The organism is Stenotrophomonas sp. YIM B06876 (assembly GCF_030711595.1).
GTDB lineage: Bacteria > Pseudomonadota > Gammaproteobacteria > Xanthomonadales > Xanthomonadaceae > Stenotrophomonas.
The window spans coordinates 1-2306 of the sequence record NZ_JAUJUJ010000121.1; the positions used below are offsets into that span (position 1 = coordinate 1).

A 2306-nucleotide genomic window follows, 5' to 3' on the forward strand; every position below is an offset into this window, starting at 1 on the left:
AAAGCGCCTGGGCGACGGCCTCAAGCGTGGCGTTGGTTTCGCGCAGGAGGGTGATGCGGTCGTCGAGTAACTTGAGCACATCCACCATCGCTACCTGAATCGCAATCGGTGGCAGGGGCACATCCAGCGCCGCAATCGCTTTGCCCGTGAGGTGCTTAATAGTTGTGCCTGTGAAGTGCGACTCAAGCAGCCCGGTCGAGGCGACATGGCGTAGCCAATAGAAGAGGTAGTAGTTATTGAGTGCGCTTCGAGGCCTTATGCGGTGCAGTGCTTTTTGCACTTTCATACCCGCTGGCCCCGTCCATATTGCGCACCGCCCCGGCTCGCCGCCCTCGCACACCACCAAGTCCCCGGGGCGCAAGCTGTATCGCTCCTCTTCATGTGGCTCGAACTTCATTTCAGCCAAATCTGAGAGGTCAAACTTACCCCACCTGACATTGCTGTTACCTAGATAGGGTTGTGGCGTGCCCTTGTTTTTCTTGGCGTCCAGCATCTTGCCTAAACAGGCATCCACGTAATCTCCAAGGCGTACAAGCGGCCACTCAGAACTCATACCCAAGCCCCCCCAGCTTCTGCCGAATCAGCGCATCCAGCTCCGCGCCCTTGGCCATCTGCTCGCCCAGCTTCTCGGTCAGCTTGCGCATCTTGTCGTCAAACGCTTCGTCGTCGTCTTCCACCGCTTCGGCGCCGACGTATCGGCCCGGGGTCAGCACATGGCCGTGCTGGGCAATCTCGGCCAGGTGCACGCTGCGGCAAAAGCCGGCCTGGTCCTGGTATTCGGTGACAGTGGCGCCTGCTTCCACCTCACCCCGCCAGGCGGCCACGGTCTCGGCAATGCGTTGGATGGCGGCATCGTCCAGTTCGGCCTGCACGCGCGAAATCATCTTGGCCTGCTTGCGGGCGTCAATGAACAGAACCTCACCCTTGCGCTTCTTGCTCTTGGCTAAGAACCACAGGCAGGCCGGAATCTGGGTGTTGAAGAACAGTTGCCCTGGCAGGGCCACCATCACTTCCACCATGTCAGCCTCCACCATGGCGGCGCGGATGACGCCTTCGTTGTTCTGGCTAGAGCTCATGCTGCCGTTGGCCAGCACGATGCCAGCACGGCCACTGTCTTTGAGGTGGTGGAGCATGTGCTGCAACCAGGCGTAGTTGGCGTTGCCTTGCGGTGGGTCGCCATACACCCAGCGCGGGTCGCCCTCCAGGCTGCCGTGCCACCAGTCGGAGATGTTGAACGGCGGGTTGGCCAGAATGAAGTCCGCCCGCAGGTCGGCGTGCTGGTTGCGGGTGAAGGTGTCGGCGGGTTCGCGGCCAAGGTTGAAGTCGATGCCCCGAATGGCCAAATTCATGGCGGCCAGGCGCCAGGTGGTGGGATTGGCTTCCTGCCCGTAGATTGACACATCGCCCAGCTTGCCGCCGTGCGCTTCAATGAACTTCTCGGACTGCACGAACATTCCACCGGAGCCGCAACACGGGTCGTACACCTTGCCCTGGTGCGGGGCCAGCACGGCCACCAGGGTTTTGACGATGCTGGCCGGCGTGTAGAACTGCCCCCCGCGCTTGCCCTCGGCGTTGGCGAACATGCCCAGGAAGTATTCGTACACTTGGCCCAGCACGTCACGGGCCACGGCCGGGTTGTCACCAAAGCCGATGGTGGAAATCAGGTCCACCAGCTCACCCAGCTTGCCGTCTGGCAGCTGCGCTCGGGCATAGCGCTTGTCCAGAATGCCTTTGAGCTTGGGGTTCTCGGCCTCGATGATGGTCAGCGCGTTGTCGATGAACTTGCCAATCTCCACGTTTTTGGCCATCGAGCGGATGCTTTCCCAGCGTGCCCCTTCGGGCACCCAGAACACGTTGGCGCTTTTGTAATAGTCCCGGTCTTCCAGCTCGGCGGCAATGTCTTCTGCGTCAGCCTCGCCGTAATAGAACTCGTCGTCGGGGTTCTTCAGGCGGGCTTCCACCTCCAGACGACGCGCAACGAAGGTGTCACTGACGTACTTCAGGAAGATGAGGCCGAGCACCAAGTGCTTGTATTCAGCGGCGTCCATGTTGGCGCGCAGCTTGTCGGCAGTGGCCCAGAGTGTTTTTTTGATGTCTTCGAGCATGGAGCAGCAGTGACCAGGGATGTAACAAAAATGCATCCCATTATGTCGGTATACCAGGGGATAGCCCCGTCTGCAGCTGCCTGCGAAGCTGGTGCCTGACCCGCCTTTAGAGCTGCACTGGATGTTGAGCTAAACATCACAAACAGAACGTAAGCATTTGATTTATAACGCTTTTCTATCTTTTCTGGTATCCTTCCTCAT

The 2306-nt window shown here is 59.7% G+C and carries 2 protein-coding genes; both read right to left on the reverse strand.

The window, feature by feature from the left end; genetic code table 11:
- Positions 1–493 (reverse strand): restriction endonuclease subunit S (locus QZH66_RS15215; RefSeq protein WP_305806753.1); only part of this gene is annotated, 493 nt, incomplete at its 3' end.
- 49 nt (positions 494–542) lie between these two features.
- A complete protein-coding gene (locus QZH66_RS15220) occupies positions 543–2105 on the reverse strand; it encodes a class I SAM-dependent DNA methyltransferase (RefSeq protein WP_305806754.1) in 1563 nt (520 codons plus the stop codon).
- Between the last annotated feature and the right edge of the window lie 201 nt (positions 2106–2306).

What these genes read in the sequence shown, in the direction of transcription:
- QZH66_RS15220 (WP_305806754.1), bottom strand. Translation starts at nt 2,105, where the DNA reads ATGCTCGAAGACATCAAAAAAACACTCTGGGCCACTGCCGACAAGCTG.